The 18,382-nt window shown below is 53.4% G+C and carries 16 protein-coding genes; 4 read left to right on the forward strand and 12 right to left on the reverse strand.

Annotated features, from left to right (window positions below):
• Window positions 1-134: 134 nt before the first annotated feature.
• Window positions 135-1,562: a serine endoprotease DegP gene (gene degP / locus ACLD4F_RS19290; protein ID WP_000753958.1), complete on the reverse strand. Its 1,428-nt coding sequence runs from the start codon at window positions 1,560-1,562 to the stop codon at window positions 135-137.
• A 129-nt stretch (window positions 1,563-1,691) separates the two neighbouring features.
• Entirely contained in the window at window positions 1,692-3,209 is a 1,518-nt protein-coding gene (gene dgt / locus ACLD4F_RS19295) for a dGTPase (RefSeq protein WP_000146450.1), read from the reverse strand.
• Window positions 3,210-3,293: 84 nt separating this feature from the next.
• Between dgt and mtnN the strand changes: the two genes are divergently transcribed.
• From mtnN to ACLD4F_RS19310, 3 genes are read left to right on the forward strand one after another with little or no spacing between them, the layout of a single operon-like run.
• Window positions 3,294-3,992 (forward strand): 5'-methylthioadenosine/S-adenosylhomocysteine nucleosidase, encoded by a 699-nt coding sequence (mtnN, locus tag ACLD4F_RS19300; protein ID WP_411010988.1) that lies wholly within the window; start codon window positions 3,294-3,296, stop codon window positions 3,990-3,992.
• Entirely contained in the window at window positions 3,985-4,785 is an 801-nt protein-coding gene (gene btuF, locus ACLD4F_RS19305; RefSeq protein ID WP_079944299.1) for a vitamin B12 ABC transporter substrate-binding protein BtuF, read from the forward strand. Before mtnN ends, btuF begins: the two co-directional genes overlap by 8 nt.
• A 36-nt stretch (window positions 4,786-4,821) precedes the next feature.
• On the forward strand, window positions 4,822-5,445 hold the full coding sequence (locus ACLD4F_RS19310; protein WP_000964234.1) for a TRIC cation channel family protein: 624 nt from the start codon (window positions 4,822-4,824) through the stop codon (window positions 5,443-5,445).
• 100 nt (window positions 5,446-5,545) lie between these two features.
• Here ACLD4F_RS19310 and erpA read toward each other — a convergent pair whose 3' ends face one another.
• A complete protein-coding gene (gene erpA / locus ACLD4F_RS19315) occupies window positions 5,546-5,890 on the reverse strand; it encodes an iron-sulfur cluster insertion protein ErpA (RefSeq protein WP_001278668.1) in 345 nt (114 codons plus the stop codon).
• A gap of 81 nt (window positions 5,891-5,971) precedes the next feature.
• Window positions 5,972-7,393, reverse strand: a complete 1,422-nt coding sequence (gene clcA / locus ACLD4F_RS19320; protein ID WP_000845428.1) for a H(+)/Cl(-) exchange transporter ClcA — start codon at window positions 7,391-7,393, stop codon at window positions 5,972-5,974.
• A gap of 169 nt (window positions 7,394-7,562) precedes the next feature.
• Here clcA and hemL point away from each other — a divergent pair, with 169 nt between their 5' ends.
• Entirely contained in the window at window positions 7,563-8,843 is a 1,281-nt protein-coding gene (gene hemL / locus ACLD4F_RS19325; protein ID WP_000045249.1) for a glutamate-1-semialdehyde 2,1-aminomutase, read from the forward strand.
• A 107-nt stretch (window positions 8,844-8,950) separates the two neighbouring features.
• Here hemL and stfH read toward each other — a convergent pair whose 3' ends face one another.
• The 8 genes from stfH to fhuB all read right to left on the reverse strand — a co-directional run bounded on the left by stfH (window position 8,951) and on the right by fhuB (window position 18,376).
• Window positions 8,951-9,790 (reverse strand): fimbrial adhesin StfH, encoded by an 840-nt coding sequence (gene stfH, locus ACLD4F_RS19330; protein ID WP_000691870.1) that lies wholly within the window; start codon window positions 9,788-9,790, stop codon window positions 8,951-8,953.
• Window positions 9,790-10,320, reverse strand: a complete 531-nt coding sequence (locus tag ACLD4F_RS19335) for a fimbrial protein (protein ID WP_001129320.1) — start codon at window positions 10,318-10,320, stop codon at window positions 9,790-9,792. Before ACLD4F_RS19335 ends, stfH begins: the two co-directional genes overlap by 1 nt.
• Entirely contained in the window at window positions 10,320-10,796 is a 477-nt protein-coding gene (stfF, locus tag ACLD4F_RS19340) for a fimbrial minor subunit StfF (RefSeq protein ID WP_000725075.1), read from the reverse strand. Before stfF ends, ACLD4F_RS19335 begins: the two co-directional genes overlap by 1 nt.
• Entirely contained in the window at window positions 10,793-11,305 is a 513-nt protein-coding gene (locus tag ACLD4F_RS19345) for a fimbrial protein (RefSeq protein ID WP_001250313.1), read from the reverse strand. Before ACLD4F_RS19345 ends, stfF begins: the two co-directional genes overlap by 4 nt.
• 18 nt (window positions 11,306-11,323) lie before the next feature.
• Entirely contained in the window at window positions 11,324-12,076 is a 753-nt protein-coding gene (gene stfD / locus ACLD4F_RS19350; protein WP_000987334.1) for a fimbrial chaperone StfD, read from the reverse strand.
• Window positions 12,077-12,093: 17 nt separating this feature from the next.
• Window positions 12,094-14,751, reverse strand: a complete 2,658-nt coding sequence (locus ACLD4F_RS19355) for a fimbrial biogenesis outer membrane usher protein (protein ID WP_000951687.1) — start codon at window positions 14,749-14,751, stop codon at window positions 12,094-12,096.
• An 85-nt stretch (window positions 14,752-14,836) separates the two neighbouring features.
• Window positions 14,837-15,397, reverse strand: a complete 561-nt coding sequence (gene stfA, locus ACLD4F_RS19360; RefSeq protein WP_001090554.1) for a fimbrial major subunit StfA — start codon at window positions 15,395-15,397, stop codon at window positions 14,837-14,839.
• Window positions 15,398-16,336: 939 nt separating this feature from the next.
• Window positions 16,337-18,376, reverse strand: coding sequence for a Fe(3+)-hydroxamate ABC transporter permease FhuB (gene fhuB / locus ACLD4F_RS19365; protein ID WP_023232738.1), 2,040 nt, complete (start codon window positions 18,374-18,376; stop codon window positions 16,337-16,339).
• Between the last annotated feature and the right edge of the window lie 6 nt (window positions 18,377-18,382).

An 18,382-nucleotide genomic window follows, 5' to 3' on the forward strand; every position in this document is an offset into this window, starting at 1 on the left:
GAGCACAAGCATAAGGAAGATGACAGGTCTCGACATTGTGCAAATGCACAAAACGGTGCAAATAAGTATGGAGTTGTGGGGGGTTTCACAGAAAAGGGTTGCCCCCTTCCATGGAGGAAGGGGGACAAAGGTGATTACTGCATCAGCAAATAAATAGAACTATCACCACGCTGAATATTCAGCGCCAGAACCGACGGTTTGCTGTCGAGAATCTTACGCAGCTCGGCGATATTTTTCACCGGCTGCTGGTTAGCGCCGATAATGACATCGCCTTTTTTGAGGCCAATTTGCGCGGCGGGTGAATTCGCTTTCACGCTGCTCACCACAACGCCTTTATCCTGGCCTTTATTGCTCATTTCAGCGCCTTCAATCCCGCTGAAGATGGTGCTGGAATCAACCTGACTCTGGCTGCTCTGCTGCAGTTCCAGATTAACCGTAATCGCTTTACCTTCACGCAGCAGACCGAGGCTGATTTTGCTGCCGACCGGCATAGTGCCGACCTGAGCGCGCAGCGCCGCAAAGCTGCTGATCGGTTTACCGTTCAGCGAGGTAATGACATCCCCGGCTTTGATACCCGCTTTCGCTGCGGACGAATTCGGCATCACTTGGCTGACGAACGCGCCACGCTGGGCATCGACTTTCATCGCTTTCGCCAATTCGGAATTCAGCTCAGTCCCCATGATCCCCAGTTCGCCGCGTTTCACCTGGCCGTATTCCACCATCTGCGACGTCAGGTTTTTCACCATGTTACTGGGGATAGCGAAGCCAATACCGATGTTGCCGCCGTCCGGCGCCAGAATCGCGGTGTTAATACCGATCAGCTCACCGTTCAGGTTCACCAGCGCGCCGCCGGAGTTACCACGGTTAATCGCGGCGTCGGTCTGAATAAAGTTCTCGTAATTTTCTACGTTCAGGCCGCTACGCCCCAGCGCCGAAACGATACCTGACGTCACCGTTTCGCCCAGACCAAACGGGTTACCAATAGCGACGGTATAATCCCCCACGCGCAGCGCGTCGGAGTCCGCCAGCTTAATCGCCGTCAGGTTCTTCGGATTCTGAATTTGAATCAGTGCGATATCAGAACGCGGATCTTTGCCCACCACTTTAGCATCGAATTTACGCCCATCGCTAAGCTGTACTTTAATCACGCTGGCGTTATCAACCACGTGGTTGTTGGTAACGACGTAGCCCTTCGCGGCGTCAATAATTACGCCGGAGCCCAGCGCCATGAATTTCTGTTGTTGACCGCCGTTGCCGCCGTTACCGCCGCCCTGGCAGAACGGAGAATTCTGGAACGGAGAACCGTCCTGGCAGAACGGGGAGTCATCGCCAAAGAACTGCTGGAAATTACGCGGCATACGCGGCGTATTCACCGTGGTGCTACCTTCTACATTAATACTGACCACCGATGGCATCACTTTTTCGAGCATCGGTGCCAGGCTTGGCATCTGCTGGGCAGTCATTGCTGAAGAGGACGTTTCAGCCGCCGTGGCAGACAGAGGCGACAATGCCAAACCTAAACTCAGAGCCAGTGCACTCATTGCTAATGTGGTTTTTTTCATGTGTTTCAATCTCGATTAACAGGTAACGCAAAATTGCTGTGTACGTCAGATTCATTTTATAACGCGAAGTTCCGGAACAAAGTTTCTGGAAAAAGTAAAAATTTATTGTCCATCTTTACAAAAGTCCATTTACTGTTCGACCGCCATCAAACGCCGATATTCATCCCATGCGTAAAGGTCAGTCATCCCGCTGATATAATCCTGAATCAACCGACAGCGATAATAATATTCCAGCACCGGGTACTCCGCCGAATCCGTAGGTAATTTACTGACGACTTCCACGTAGGCCAAACGATGGCGCGTAGAAAGTTTCTGAAATAAGCGCGATTCTATGGGGAAGCGTTTCAACCGTTCTTTTTCCACCAGCTCGCGAAAGTCGTTAAGCGACAAACTTAATAGCGGCTGATAGATATCTAATAACCCGCTGATCACCCGGTATCCCTGTAGTTCAAGCTGTTCTACATCCGGATGGCTAAACACATGTTCAACCGCCACATTCTTATAGAGTTCAAGCAGGCGGCTAAAACCGCTGGCATCTTCCAGCAACGCCTGATTGAAGGTACCGGCAAAAATCTGCGGCAAATTATCAATAAAACGCTGAGCGGCATAGGGCACCAGTTTATTTAATGTATTTACCCGTAAATACATAAAAAACTGATCTTCGGTACTGCGGCTTAATGTATTGGCGCGTGATTTTTCCCACGCATTTCCTACCACCAGCTCAAACAGCGAATCCTTCTCATGGTGGCCCCACGCGTGATATAAATGGTGATAAAGCTGCTCAACGCTAAAGATTCTTTTCTCTACCGCGTCTTCAAGATCGGCGACACAATAAGAAATATCATCTGCGGCTTCCATAATCCACGTTAATGGAAAGCGACTGTAAGGCGCTAACTGAAGTTCTTTACGTAACCTCGCAATATACTTCTCTTCAGAAAGATAATAGCCCGGTTTCTTCATTAAATAGCGATGGGAATCCGGCACCGGCCCTCGCCACCATGCCGGACGGGTATATTTTAAAATTCCGCCAACCTGCGCCCAGGTAAGATTCATCCGCATGAGCGTATGCACCAGACGAATTCCCTGTGCATTGCCTTCAAAATGGCAGATATCCTGACGTACCTTGCGGCGAATATCGTTCAGATTTTCTTCGCCTTCCTGTAACCGTAGCGAGGAAACCACACAGCGATCATGCGTGAGCGGCTGACTTTCCGCATCTTCCGGATGCAGCCGCTGACGAAACCAGTCATTGATCGCCGCCTCGCCAAAATGACCGAACGGCGGATTACCGATGTCGTGCATCAGGCAGGCCATTTCCACAATACTTTCAAAGGGACCGGTCAGCGCATCCAGACCGTACTCCTCCAGTCGGTTTTGCTCTTTCAGGCGGCTTAAAATCTCTTTCGCGATATAACGCCCTACCTGCTGCACTTCCATCGAATGCGTCAGGCGAGTACGCACCGCGGCATTGCGCTCCAGCGGGAAAACCTGCGTTTTTTGCTGCAAACGGCGTATAGCCGGAGAGTTGATAATCCGCCCGCGATCGCTTTCAAAAATCCGCAGGATCTCATGTTCCGTCTTTACGCCCTGCGGTGAACGATAACGACGATGCCAGTTAATTTTATTTCGGAAATCGATCGATGCCATATCCTCTCCCCGCCTGAGAAATGCGCTTCCCCATAAGCGCATGATAAACTATGCCCTCAAAACTGACTTATCGCGAGTAAATCTATGAAAATCGGCATCATTGGCGCAATGGAAGAAGAAGTTACGCTGCTGCGTGACAAAATTGACAACCATCAGACGATTACGCTGGGCGGCTGCGAAATTTACACCGGCCAGTTGAACGGCACCGAAGTGGCGTTGCTGAAATCCGGTATCGGTAAAGTCGCGGCGGCGCTGGGCGCAACGTTGCTTCTGGAGCACTGCAAGCCGGACGTGATCATCAATACCGGTTCCGCAGGCGGTCTGGCGTCCACGCTGAAGGTCGGCGATATCGTCGTCTCTGACGAAGCGCGTTACCACGACGCTGATGTGACCGCTTTCGGCTATGAATACGGGCAATTACCGGGCTGTCCGGCCGGATTTAAGGCCGATGACAAACTGATCGCCGCCGCGGAATCCTGCATCAGGGAGTTGAATCTGAACGCGGTACGCGGCCTTATTGTTAGCGGCGACGCGTTTATTAACGGCTCCGTCGGGCTGGCGAAAATTCGGCATAACTTCCCCGACGCGGTCGCCGTAGAGATGGAAGCCACCGCTATCGCCCACGTCTGCTATAACTTCAACGTGCCGTTCGTGGTGGTACGCGCTATTTCTGACGTGGCCGATCAGCAATCGCACCTCAGCTTTGACGAATTCCTCGCGGTGGCGGCGAAACAGTCAACTCTGATGGTCGAAACGCTGGTACAGAAACTGGCGCATGGCTAAGCAAATGTTCAGGGCGCTGGTCGCCCTGCTGCTTACGCTCCCGGTGTGGCTTTACGCTGTGCCGCGCGTCATTACCCTCTCTCCCGCCAATACGGAGCTCGCTTTTGCCGCCGGGATTACGCCCGTTGGCGTCAGCAGCTATTCCGACTACCCGCCCGAAGCGCAAAAAATAGAACAGGTCTCTACCTGGCAGGGAATGAATCTGGAACGCATTGTGGCGCTGAAGCCGGATCTGGTCGTCGCCTGGCGCGGCGGTAATGCGGAACGCCAGGTAAACCAACTGACGTCATTAGGTATTAAGGTCATGTGGGTGGACGCGGTAAGCATCGAACAGATCGCCGACACGCTCCGTCAACTGGCCGCCTGGAGCCCGCAGCCGGAAAAGGCTCAGCAGGCAGCGCAGACATTGCTAAACGAGTACGCCGCACTCAACGCCGAGTATGCCGGTAAAGCTAAAAAGCGCGTCTTTCTTCAGTTTGGCATGAATCCTCTGTTTACCAGTGGTAAAGGGTCTATTCAACATCAGGTTTTGACGACCTGCGGCGGAGAAAACGTCTTTGCTGACAGCCGCGTGCCGTGGCCGCAAGTCAGCCGTGAACAGGTGCTGGCAAGGCATCCCCAGGCCATTATCGTGGCCGGAAAAGCGGGCGAAATTCTCAAAATTGAACAATACTGGGGAAACCTGTTAAAAATTCCGGTTATTCCGCTTAACAGCGACTGGTTTGAACGCGCAAGCCCGCGTATTATCCTCGCCGCAAAACAACTCTGTAATGCGCTTTCACAGGTGAATTAGAGCCTGTCTTACCAGGCTCCCAGTGGGGATTCGACAATGCTCGTCTATTGGCTGGATATTGTAGGCACGGCTGTATTTGCTATCTCTGGCGTGTTGCTGGCCGGGAAATTACGTATGGACCCGTTCGGCGTCCTGGTGCTCGGCGTCGTTACTGCCGTCGGCGGCGGGACAATCCGCGATATGGCGCTGGATAACGGCCCGGTATTCTGGGTTAAAGATCCTACCGATTTGGTCGTCGCCATGGTCACCAGTATGCTGACCATCCTGCTGGTTCGCCAGCCAAGACGTCTGCCGAAATGGATGTTGCCGGTACTGGATGCGGTCGGGCTGGCGGTATTTGTCGGCATTGGGGTGAATAAAGCCTTCCTCGCTGAAACGGGGCCATTAGTGGCTGTCTGTATGGGCGTGATTACCGGCGTCGGCGGCGGGATTATTCGCGATGTTCTGGCACGCGAGATCCCCATGATCCTACGCACCGAAATCTATGCCACGGCCTGTATTATCGGCGGGATTGTTCACGCCACCGCGTTTTATACGTTTTCAGTACCGCTGGAAAGCGCCAGCATGATGGGTATGGTGGTCACGCTGTTCATTCGGCTGGCGGCCATTCGCTGGCATTTGAAATTGCCGACGTTTGCCCTGGATGAAAACGGACGTTGATATTGTTTTGCCCGATGGCGCTACGCTTATCGGGCCTACAGGAAAGATGTTGTAGGCCGGATAAGACGCTCGCGTCGCCATCCGGCACAACGAACAGCAATCAAATACTGAAGGAAGAGCCACACCCGCAGGTACTTTTCGCATTCGGGTTGGTTACAATGAAGCGGGAACCTTCCAGGCCTTCGGTATAATCGACCGAACCACCCACCAGATACTGCAAACTCATCGGGTCAACCACCAGGCCAACGCCCTGTTTTTCGATGGTCATATCCCCTTCGTTAACCTGATCGTCAAAGGTAAAACCATACTGGAAGCCGCTGCAACCACCGCCAGTGATATACACGCGTAGTTTCAGATTCGGGTTATCTTCGTCAGCGATAAGACTTTTTACTTTATTCGCTGCTGCGTCGGTAAACTGCAGCGGCAGCGCTACGTCATCACTCATATTTTGCTCCAAACGACATCGGTAATTGGATAAATTTTCACCCAATATTGGCAGTCATTATCTAATACCCTGGTAATTCGTTCAAGTATTCTCGCCCGCAGGCGCATTCTGGTTTTTCGCCGCCTGTTCCGCATCCTGCTTCGCCAGAGTGCGTGCCAGGATGGTTGAGTATAACGGTTTCCCGCCCAAAAACTGGGCTAATAGTGTCGCGCCAAGACAGGTGATAATCATTGGCAAAATGAGCTGGTAGTTATCGGTCATCTCCAGCACCAGCACAATCCCCGTCAGCGGGGCGCGCACCGACGCCGCCATCAGCGCCCCCATCCCGGCAATCGCAAAGGTACCGGCCTCCAGGTGATACTGCGGGAAAAGCACTGCCGCCGCCATACCGAAGGCCGTACCAAGCAGCGTTCCCAGCGCCAGCATCGGGGCGAAAATGCCCCCCGGCGCGCCGGAAGAAAAGCAAAGCAGCGTCGTGACCACCCGGGCAATAAAGATGAACAGCAGTAGCCCGACGCTAAAATTACCTGCCGCGGCGATAGGAATAAGGTTAAATCCGCCGCCTGCCGCTTCCGGCTCAATCAACCCCAGAATACCGCACAGGCCGCCGATCGCGCCGCCCATTAGCACCCATTTTTTAATTTCGCCGCCATGAAAGCGCTGAAACATATCCTGGGTACGCAGCACCAGCGAATTAAATACCGGCCCGACGCAGCCAAAAATAATGCCGAGGATAAGGTATAACCACAGCGTGTTAACCGGCGCATCAGACAGTTTGCCGACTTCAATAATCGGCGCTTCGCCGTTAAATATGCGGAACACAATGCTCGACATGATGACGCCGGTAAACACCGCTTTAATCGAAATCAGGTTGTAGCGAAACTGCGGGCGCATCTCTTCAATAATAAACAGGATACCCGCCAGCGGCGCGTTAAACGCCGCAGAGAGCCCCGCCGCCGCGCCGGTCGCCAGCAACGTATGCCGCGCTTCGGCGCTGCGCATACGAAAAACATCCAGCACCATGCGCCCCAGGTTGCCCCCGATTTGCACCGTTGGCCCTTCGCGCCCTAATACCATTCCTGCGCCCAACGTTCCCATCCCGCCGATAAACTTCACCGGCAACACGCGCCACCAGCGCACCGGACGTAGCTCCTCCAGCGCACCTTCAATTTCCGGGATACCCGAGCCGCCGGCTTCCGGCGCAAATTTTCGCACCAAAAAGTAGCCGACCATCGCCAGTAACGCCGAAAGGATAAAGGCCAGCGGCCAAAGCAAAAACGCATGGTCCGCGACCTGAACCAGCGCGCCAATGCGCATGTTTTGTACCCAGGAAACCGCCTTTTCAAAGGCGACGCCAACCAGTCCGGTAAGCGTGCCGACAACGGCCGCCATGAACAGAATGGCCAGCGGCGTTTTATCCCGCTGCATTAACCGGCGAATCTGATCTCTGCGCCGTAAACGCACAATTTGCTGAGCTAAAAAGGTGGAAGTGTCTGTTTTCATCAGAAGATCATTAATTAGTAATACAAATCTAAAGTCGGCATTCTACTCGCCAACGCCGCGAAAATCCCCTGCAAATCGTATTGTTTCAAATGCGTAAAACTTTCATAACCTTCTCTGAATAACTTAGAATAGCGGGTATTCACTTTTTCTACGAACCAGGAATCTTTCCATGAGTAAGTCTGAAAATCTCTATAGCGCGGCCCGCGAGCTGATCCCCGGTGGCGTGAACTCCCCTGTTCGCGCCTTCACTGGCGTGGGCGGCACCCCGCTGTTTATCGAAAAAGCGGACGGCGCGTATCTTTATGATGTCGATGGCAAAGCGTATATCGACTATGTCGGTTCCTGGGGGCCAATGGTACTGGGGCATAACCATCCGGCTATCCGCAATGCGGTGATCGAAGCTGCGGAGCGCGGTTTAAGCTTCGGCGCGCCAACCGAGATGGAAGTGAAAATGGCGGAACTGGTCACCAACCTGGTGCCGACCATGGACATGGTGCGCATGGTGAACTCCGGCACCGAAGCAACGATGAGCGCTATTCGCCTGGCGCGTGGTTTTACTGGCCGCGATAAGATTATCAAATTCGAAGGCTGCTACCACGGCCACGCAGACTGCCTGCTGGTCAAAGCCGGTTCTGGCGCGCTGACGCTCGGTCAGCCAAACTCGCCGGGCGTGCCGGCAGATTTCGCGAAACATACGCTGACCTGCACTTATAACGATCTGGCGTCAGTACGCGCGGCGTTTGAACAATATCCGCAGGAAATCGCCTGTATCATCGTCGAACCCGTGGCGGGCAATATGAACTGCGTCCCGCCGCTGCCGGAATTCCTGCCGGGCCTGCGCGCCTTGTGCGATGAGTTCGGCGCGCTGCTGATTATCGACGAAGTGATGACCGGTTTTCGCGTAGCGCTGGCCGGAGCCCAGGATTACTACGGCGTCGTGCCGGACCTGACCTGTCTGGGTAAAATCATCGGCGGCGGGATGCCGGTAGGCGCGTTTGGCGGTCGTCGCGATGTAATGGATGCGCTGGCGCCGACGGGCCCGGTTTACCAGGCGGGCACCCTTTCCGGCAACCCTATTGCGATGGCGGCCGGTTTCGCCTGCCTGAATGAAGTCGCCCAGCCCGGCATTCATGAAACGCTGGATGAGCTTACCACCCGTCTGGCGGAAGGTTTGCTGGAAGCTGCCGAAGAAGCGAATATTCCGCTGGTCGTCAACCATGTCGGCGGCATGTTCGGGATTTTCTTCACCGACGCTGAGAGCGTAACCTGCTATCAGGACGTGATGGCGTGCGACGTTGAACGCTTTAAGCGTTTCTTCCACCTGATGCTGGAGGAAGGCGTGTATCTGGCGCCATCGGCGTTTGAGGCGGGTTTTATGTCGGTCGCACACAGCATGGACGACATTAATAATACCATTGACGCCGCACGTCGGGTGTTTGCGAAATTGTAAAAGAGAACGTCCAGAAACAACGTAGGCCGGGTAAGGCGAAGCCGCCACCCGGTTTTTTTTTGGTTCATACCAGGTTAGCGTGAATCTTCGCCAAACACCCAGCCCCCCTAAAGCTCATCAATAATATACTGGAAGCTACAGGTCGACGTGAACTGCCCGGAGCCAATGTTGCGGGTGTTCACCGCTACATTAATGTCATGAAGCTCAACATCGGTTATCGGATGATCAACGGCGCTGGTCGTGACGCTCGACTGGTCGCAGCCCAGCACATTGAGCGTAATACCCGATGAGACAAAACGGCAATAAGCGCCACGGTTGTCAAATTTGCTGCCATCGCACAGTTTTCCCCCCTCCATCAAATAGGTATGTAACGTGCGATTCACCGTGCCACCGGTGGCATCAAGCATGAGGGTTGTTTTCTGTTTCGAAACGTTCGCATCCCAGGAGATATCAAAAGTATCAACGGGAACTTTCGGGCAAACTGAACTGCGCGTATCCGGCGGGGAATACGTTTCGTTAGTGATAAAAGTGGTAGCAACGATATGGCTCGACGCCAGCCAGGGGCAACCATAATCATCGCTTTGTACCGTAATCTCCAGGGTAAAAGAACCACACCCCCTCCAGTTCGAGGGAAGATTCTTGCACGCAGATCGCGAAACAGTGTTATCAAAATCCTTCAATACAACCTTCGGCGCAGGTTCTGGCCCAGACCAGGAGTCTGCGGTTAGCGTTTCTCCTTTACGATGTCCCGAAAGGTTCCAGGAGCCATAGTACACTCCCTCCGGAGTCGCTATCGTCACCTCCGCCACAATAGATTTGTCGCTATTAGGGCCAATACCATAATACATCGTGGTGCTTGAAAACGTCGCTTTCAGCATGGGTTTGGCCACTACCGAACTGCCATAAACGGCAATCAGCAGCAAAAATAAAGTCCGTATTATTTTCATTATAAATACTCAAATGTGGCTAGCGCACTTGCAGAGAACCTTCCCGGAATCAGGTCCTCGCCGGGAAGACGTTGTACCCAGGCATTCAGGTTTAGCGTATTTTTCCCCGTCACCAGCGTAAATATCGCACCCTCTTTATCGTTCATGCCCACGGGAACGCCGGATAGCGTTTCAATACCAATCCCGATCCCGGAAGCGCCTGAATAGCTATCGATGGCCAGGATACCGCGCATTCCGGTCGCTTCGGTTCCAGTGAAAGTCACCTGCACCCCGTTACTCAGCGCCGAATCGCAATCCGTGAGTTCAAACACCAAAGGCTTACGAGCAGACTGGCCGTCGGGAGTGAAATCAGAACTGTCAAGCGACGAAAAATCGACTTCGGCAATCCCCGTCCCCTGCATCGTGAGCGTGCAAGGACTGGCCACCAGGCTACCGGAAAAATGCAGGTTATCTGCCGCTGAGACCGGCAATATCAGCGCCCCACAGAGGATGCAGGCCGCGCCGTGTAATAACGCCTGTCTTTTAGCCATTACTGATAATCCACCTGTAATGTTGCCGTCGCATCGAAGCCGCCTTCTTTCAGCGAAGCACCGCTCTTTTTAACCGGTATGGCTTTCAGAACAGGTATCGATTGTTCATTCACCGTAATGGTGGACCCCAACGTAAAGGGTTGGTCGTTCTGCCTGAGTTCAATCCCCAGCCCCGCCACGCTGGTGTTTACCGCCGCCGGATTAAAATCACTCACGGAACCGCTTAGCGTCAGGGTCATCGCCATCGTCTCATCGCGCACCGTTGAATCACAGGTGATCTCATACGGAACATTCTGCGCATAACGCGTACCATCTATTTTATTAATCAGCAGGTTACCGAACTTAACGTCGATCGTCTGATCATTGTTAATCGTACAATTCGGCGGTGAAATTAATGTGCCGTGAAACTTAAGATTATCGGCTGCCTGTGCGGCAAGGCTGCCCCCCATTAACATCGTCAAAACTATTTTTTTCATTGGTAATCCACCACCAACGTGGCGCCTGCGTTAAACGCGCCACCTGTTAACGTTACGCCATTATTTTTGACGGGAATCGCCTCAATGGCCGGACCGCTGCCGCCGCTGTATTGAAATGACAACCATTGCGTATTGCCGGGTGAAATCAGCGCGCCATCCGTGGCGGTTTGCAGACGGATACCCAATCCATCGACATCGGTTTGCAATACCGACTCGCCATTGATAGTCACCGCATTCCCCTGAATCTGTAACTTCAGGTAATCGCTCACTCTGCCGTTACAGCTCAGGCGATAGCCCACCGCCTGCCGGTAATTCACCCCATCCACTTTCGTCGTCAACACATTGCCAAATTCCACCTCACCGCCGGTCACAGTACAGGGCGGCGCGGCATTAACGACTATCGTCAGCGTCATGTTGACCGTCTTACTTCCCGCTGCCAGCGGCATACTGACCGCACTCAGCATGGCCGCACACGTTACCGTGCCCAGCCGTAACCGCCATTGCCTCATCTTGCGTCTCCTTGTCGGTTACGACTTTCTGCTTTTTGCTTCATCTACCGCACAACTGTTGTCAGTACAGTTAAAAATCAGCGGTAACCGCGCGCCATAATCGTTGACGTAAGTCAGCACAGGCGAGTGACCTAATTCACTGGCGTCCCCTCCCAGCGTCACGTTGCTTTTTGGTGCAATCACTAAAGGGCTAAAGCCTCTGGCTGGTGTGCCGTCCATGCGGTTGCTGGCGTTGCTTAACACCACGTAGTAGCCGGTTGTGTTGCTCACCTGATAGCCATTGCCCTGACGCTGAAGGGTGATCTTGTATTGCCAGGGATGCTGCATATCGATTTTCGATAGCGCCTGCGGGCGGTAAAAAACTTTGATGCGCGTTTGCAGGGCGATTTGCAGCGTATTGGGCTTGTCGCTTTGCGGCGGAATTTCGCGCACGTTGTAATAAAAAAGGGTTTCCCGATCCTGGGGGAGCGACGCCAGCGCCGGCATCCCCTGAATTTTGACCTGTCCGATTGCCGACGGCTCAATGCGCTGGACCGGTGGGACGACGATTAAAGGCGAGGTGATTTTGACGCCCTTCTCATCTTCCACCCAGGACTGCGCCAGATAGGGCAGTTTGCTGTTGGCGTTTTTCAGATCGACGCTTATCGATTTATCTTCGCCGCGAAACACCAGGCGGGTGCGATCGGGCGCGATGGCGGCCTGGGCGCTACCGTAGCCGCCCAGCAAAAGCAGCAAAACAGCGGCCAGGTTATAACGTTTTAATGACATCATGAATGCGGTTTCCTGAATCAATGTGTTGGATAACGAGAAGAGAGCGCTTCGGGTTGCGTCGAAGACGTCCGCCGCTGCGTATGAAGCTGGAGTAATGGTTTCTCTTCGGGCTGCGTTGCCTCAGGTGATGAAGCGTCGCCGATGCACGGCAGCAACAGGCCGCTAAACAGATCGCCCGGCAGCGGATCGGGCAACGTCGCTTCACACTGCGTTTTACCTTCCCATGTCACCTGCAACCGCTCGCCGGGGTTAATGCCGATCAGATAAACGCTGCCGTCTTCACCTACGATCCCTAACTGTTGCTGGCGACTGTTGTAAACCTCTGCGCCGAAGGGCGGCGTGCCGCCATCGCGCAGGCGGATACTGGCCATGGCTTTTTTACCGCTGAGCACCTCCATGCGGCGATAACCGATCGCCCCTTCCGTCAGGGTCGCCTGAGCGATGGAGAGGATTGCTTCCGCGTCTTCCGGCAACTGGGTAATGTCGATTTTCACCTGGTTGCGGTAGTAGTCGTTGACGTCGACAATGACGGCTTTACCAAACGCGTTGGTATATACCGGCGTGCTGTAGCCGGAGATGGGTACGTTCGCTTCATCGCCGACATCCACCAGCAGCCGCGAGCCGCCGTTGACGCTGGTGCGGTGCAACGCCCCGCCTTTAGCAGTCAGCGTCGCGCCGCCCTGGATGTTCAGTCCGCCGGAGGTATAGTCGCCTTCCTGATAGTTCGCACTGACGTCAATGTCGGCATAGCTCGCTTGATAACGGTAGTAGCCGTCGAGAGTCGCACCGTTATCCGCGCGACCAGCGTTGATCTGGTAGTTATTGCGATCGTCAATGCGCTCGTAATAGCCGACCTGATTGCTGTTGTTGTCATCGCTAAAGGAGCCGTTGTAGCTCAGCGTGCGGTTGTTGCCCCACGGAATACTGAGCGAGACGTACACGCCGTCATCACGCTCATTGTCATATTCGTTGCGAAAACCGTTCACCGACAGACTGATCCCGCGCACCTCACCGACATCGAAATAGTGCGACAGCGTCAGGTTATAGCTGTCCTGGTTAGGTTGATTCCAGTAGGTGCGATGGGTGTAGTTGATATAGGCGTTGACGTTTATTGCCGAAAAGTTCTGGCTGTACGTCAGGGTATACATCTCTTTATCGTGGCCGGTGCGCTGACGATCGTTATCGTCATTATGCGTATCGATAAACTCGTCCATCGTCATGTAGTTTTCTTCGGAAAAGCGATAACCAGCAAACGTCAGACGGCTGTCTATATCATCAAAATCTTTAGCGTAGCTGGCACGGAACGAGTTACCCTGAATGGTGCCGTCGCCGTAGGCGCTACCCTCTGGCAGCGTCGCACGGGAATGGGTGACATCGACGGAAAACGCGCCCAGCAGCGCCAGATCGCGCCCCAGTCCTAACGCCAGCGCCTGATAATCCTGCTCACCGATGGCACCGCCGTACAGCGACCAGCCGTTAGCGATCCCCCAGGAGGCTTCGGCTGAGGTGAAAAAGCCGCCTTCCATATTGTGATCCCAGTCCTGCGGTCGCCCGGCTGCCAACTTGTAGCGCACCTGGCCGGGACGGGTCAGAAACGGAATGGAGGCGGTGCTGACGTCATATTCCTGCACCTGACCGCTTTGTTCTTCAATTTTGACGTGTAGATCGCCGGATACCGTTTCATTAATATCCTGAATGCGAAACGGCCCAGCCGGGACCTGCGACTCATAAATCACCCGCCCGCGCTGGGTCACGGTGACTTTGGCGTTGGTGCGCGCCACGCCTGATATATCCGGGGCGTAGCCGCGCAGATTAGGCGGTAACATCTGATCGTCGGTGATAAGGCTGCCGCCAACATAGTTAAAGCCGTCGAAAATATCGGATTCCAGCGATCCTTCGCCCAGCGTTAGCTGCGCCCGGAGCTGCGGGATCGCCCGCCAGGCGTAATAGCGGTTCCAGTCCCAGTTCTGTTCGGAACTGGAGCCAAAGTTGTCTTTATCTTCGCTGTCATTTTCGTGACGATAGTTAGCCTGCCAGTCCGCGCGCAAACGCCACGCGCCGAGGTTGGCACCCACCGTGCCGTTGCCGCTGATGTCATATTCATCGCCGTCATCATGTTCAGCATGTCGCCACTGGCTGTTAACGTTGTAGTCAAATAATACGCCGGGAATCCCTTCATCCCAGCGGGAAGGTGGATCCCACTCTTCATCGCTGTATTCCAGATACGCCTGCGGAATAATCACCGTCAGCGTTGACTGGCTTAAATCCGTTTGGGTTTCCATCCCTTCCAGTTGATCTGGTTGCAGACACTGACCGGCATTTATCCAGATCATTTTATCTGCTATTTCAGGTTTTAACCCCAGCAGCGAGACCAGTTCAGGCGATAAACAGGGATAGGTGTTATCAGGATCGTTATTATCAACGGAATACGTAATAACATTATCCTGGACAATTTGACTCTGATTGACCAGCACCTGGAGATGATAGCTCCCCGGCATAATGTAGCCTTTACGGGAAAAACGGGAGAGATCCAGGCTGGCATCATCTTTAACATCAAGAAATCGGGTATTAAATTGAATGGGCGCTTCCGCGTAGCTATTTTCCGGACCGACAGCCAGAACAATACCCACCACGGCCGCAAGCGTGCTCAGACGAAATTTTTTATAGTGAGCCATCAGACAATCTATCCCTGAAATATATAATCTATTTTTTTACTTTGAGCATCATCCTGCGGCAGACTGCCGCAGGATGATATTTCACTTACAGATAGCTGATCGTGAAGTTTACGGTGCTGCTGAATTCGCCGGTATCGATAGTGGTGGCAGCAGAATCGCCTTTCACCCAGGCTTTGAAGTTAAGAGTCTGTTTCGCCGCCGCAACGCTGCCGTTCATCGTCAGGTTTTCGCTGTAAGCGTCGCCCAATTTGATCGCGGAACCCAGGTGGTTGCCGATAACAATGCTGGAACCCGCCATTTCGCCGCCGCCGATACGCATCAGCGCAACGCTGCCCGGATTAGCGCTGGATTCGTTACCGATGGCAGAGAAAACGGTAGACGCTTCTTTCTCAGTGGTGAATGCGCAGTTTTCCAGACCGATATGGAAATCGACTTTTGAAGATTCTTTACCGCCCATCAGAGAACCGGTACCGATATGGCCCAGGTTAACGGTCTGGTGTTCGTCGCCAACCACGATTGAACACGGTGAATCTTCAATAGTACCGGTAAAAGTCACCGTACCAGTATTACTGCCCGCAGCATTGGCAAAGCTGGAAACACCCATAACCAGTGCGGCAGCAACCGCAGCTTTTACTGCTGTATTCATTTTTCATCCTTATTAAAAGTTGGTGAGTATTTTTACGCTATTCACACAGAGTTATACTCAATACCCCATGTTTATATTAGTAGATATATATTATATGACGAGTTATGAAATTGCCGATGCAACATTCAAAAGAAGCAAACAACACGTTAATAAATAACATCCCTTAGGCGCGGTGAAGTATTTTCCATTAAAAACCCAAAGACAAGCGTTTTTTATTTAAAGGATTATCAGAATTAAATAATAAATATTTTTACCGTTCAAAAAACAAACAAAGCAAGCAAGACGGGAGAGCCAAAAAAACAATAAACATGTCAAAATGAATAAAAAAAGATCAGAATTACAGTACTGAATATATAGCAATGACGCGTAACATTTATTTTTGGTATAAATTTCATTAAAAAAAACAAAAAATGCTAAATTACATTTTTTTTGTTTACTCGTGGCAATTAATTTATTTTAATAGAGTTGTTTTTTATTACTTCGATAAAAAAATAATATTTTATTATCGAAGTTTTATAATGAAAATTTATTATTAAATTAAAATTGATTTACGAGATGCATTAAAGATGCGGCATCCGCATCTTAATATTTAAAAAGGCTTAATACCGAAACCGGTAATTCTTATTATTGGATAGATCATGCCGCAATTTATCATCAACGTTTCGGGCCTGGATATGTTGAAATGAGTCACCCTGTTCACGAGACAGCGGCGCGCCACTGAAATAGCTCATGACTTATCGATACAAAAATAACACCTGCTTCTTGCTGAAAATAAAAGCAGAGTTCCCTCGATAAAACGTGACAGGACAGCTCTCGCACCTGATAGCGTTCAGCTATTTTTAGGCCTACAAAATATTGCCACAACATATTGATATTGTGTAATTTGTAGGTCGGGTTGAGCATGGCTGCCACCCGACATAAATGTGGCACAGCTTTTTTTTACCGACTCTGTTTACGTAGCAAATAGATAAAGTACGGCGCGCCAATAAAGCTTGAAAGCAGTCCCGCCGGGATCTGATACGGAAATAGCGCCATCCTGCCGCACCAGTCGGCAAAGACCAGTAAAACGCCCCCTGCCAGCGCCGAGATGACCATATGCGGCATCGTCCGGCGAAAACCGAGCATCCGCGCAATATGCGGCGCCATCAGTCCAACGAAACTCAGCGGCCCAATGGTCATCGTCGCAGTTGCCGTCAAACAAGCCGCCAACGCCAGCAGCGCGATACGCGACGGCGTAAGCGCCATGCCCACCGCGCGCGCGGCATCGCCACCCAGAGGCAAAATCGTTAACCAGCGGCGGCACAACGGCACAATTGCCAGCAAAATCACCATTACGATCGCGGTTCGCGTAACCTGCCCGCCAGTGGCGTTATAGGTAGATCCTGCGATCCAGGTCAACACTTCCGCCATCCGCAGGTCGCCGCTCGCCTGGAGCATCATTAGCAGCATGGTAAACGCGGTGCTGAGCGCCATCCCCGCCAGCAACATCCGTTGCGGCGAGAAACCGCCGCGTCCGGCGGCTAACATAATAATCAGCAGTGTCGCCGCCGCGCCCAGGCTTCCGGCGGGCAGTAGCCAACCGAAGGCATTCCCCGGCACCAAAAACAGCATCAACACCACGCCAAACGCGGCTCCGGAACTGATCCCCAGCACTTCCGGACTGGCCATTGGATTACCGGTCAGACGCTGAATAATGCAGCCCGCCACCGCCAGCATGACGCCCGCCATTAACGCCGCCAGTATCCGCGGCCAGCGCCACGGCATCAGTTCCTCAAGCAGCGTTCCGCTCGCCCACGTCCAGCCGTGCGCGTCGCGACCAAAAGAGAGCGCGCCCCATGTTGCCAGCAGCAAGAGCGCGCCACCGGCAACGGCAAAAGCGAGGACATGCTGACGCTCCGCCGCCACACGATCGCTGGCGTTCATATCCGGCGCGCTCATGCTTTTAAGCCGCGGCAGCAGCCACAGGAGCAGCGGCGCGCCGATTAGCGCCGTCACTGAACCGGTGGAAACTTCCATCCATACGCGGGTGAGCCAAAGGATAATCTGATCGGATAGCCATAAAATAAGCGCCCCAATGAGCGGCGCCAGCATCAGGCGCGCCAGCAGACGTCTTGCGCCAAGCATTTTCGCCAGCAGCGGCGCAAACAGGCCGATAAAACCGATAATGCCCACCGCGTTGACCAGCAGCGCGCTCAACACAATCGCCAACGACAGCGCCGCCAGACGCGCTAACGACAGCGCCAGCCCCAGATTACGCGCAACGCCGTCATCCAGCCCCATCAGCGTCATCGGACGTAGCAACAATAATGTGAGCATCACACCGCCCAGCAACTGCGGCCACAGACGCTGCACGCCGCTCCAGTCGGTTTGCGTCAGCGTTCCGGTGCTCCATAAAAACATGCTTTGCAACTGATCGTGGTGGAAAATCACCAGTAACTGGTTGATTGCACCACAATAGAGGCTAACCACCAACCCGGCGAGGATCAGGGTCACTGGCGACAGACGTTTGCCCCACGCCACGCCGAACACCAGCGCGCCGACAATGCAGGCTCCCGTCAGGGCGGCAAACTGCGTCGCCAGCGCGCCGGGAATCGCCCAAAGCGTAGTCACCGTGATCCCCAATTGCGCGCCGGTCGCCACGCCCAGCGTGGTCGGTTCCGCCAGCGGGTTACGTAATACTTGCTGGAACAGGACACCTACCAGCCCAAGCCCCGCGCCCACCAGCAGCGAAATCGCCAGTCTTGGCAGCAGGCTGTAATGAAAAATCATCTGCTCAATGATGTCGATATCCGGTGACCAGATAGCCTGTTGCCACTGACTGCGCGGTAGCGCAACGGAGAAGTTACCCCATGTCAGCCAGCAGGCGGCAACAAACAGCGCCAATAACAGCAACGCCGGATGGCGGCTTCGCCTTATCCGGCCTACAAAGCACCCGAACCGTAGGTCGGATAAGGCGTTTTTCGCGCCGCCATCCGGCATTTCACG

The organism is Salmonella sp. 741265050_HSA, from assembly GCF_046569445.1.
In the GTDB taxonomy this organism is placed as follows: Bacteria; Pseudomonadota; Gammaproteobacteria; order Enterobacterales; family Enterobacteriaceae; genus Salmonella; species Salmonella enterica.